General features: G+C 43.8%; 1 protein-coding gene. It reads left to right on the top strand.

Annotation, left to right across the window (positions count from 1 at the left end; all coding sequences use genetic code 11):
- Positions 1 to 3: 3 nt before the first annotated feature.
- Positions 4 to 594: FUSC family protein (locus tag ACRCJ0_RS18580; RefSeq protein WP_431391666.1), on the top strand; the 591-nt coding region annotated here is incomplete at its 3' end.

The following is a 594-nucleotide window of genomic DNA, read 5'->3' on the forward strand; positions in this document are numbered from 1 at the left end:
AAAATGAAACTTGGTGCCAGGATGTTTAAGACAGGTCTTGGGGTAATGCTCAGTATTTTAATTGCTGACTGGTTACCCTTTGTTGAACCTGTCATCCCTGCCTTTACTGCCATCATCGGTTTACAACAAACTGTTAGAGGATCTATCGATACCTTCTTCAACCGTGTTATGGCGGCGATACTTGGAGGTATCGTTGCTGTAGTCATGGTGAACTTTTTCGGTAATTCCCCTATTATTATTGGGGTGACCGTGACGATTTTTATTGGGATTTTGCGGGCGCTTAATATGGCCAACGTTATCACCTTAGCGACCATTACCCTTGTTGTGATTATGCTGCGCGACCAAGATATGATTATCACCTCTGCCATCGCCCGTGTGGTTGAGTCATTACTTGGGGTGACCGTTTCCCTATTAGTAAACGTCTTTGTTTTGCCACCTAAATACGACGCCATTCTATACGAAGAAGTCAATAAAACCTCTAGTGAAATCTTAGTGCGTTTAAGAGCCATTCTTCGCAAAAACGGCGAATACTCTACCCTAACCTCAGATATCGCCTGGGCAGAAAATCGTATCGCACAAAGTCACAGCCTATAC

This window comes from Aerococcus sp. L_32, assembly GCF_050689315.1.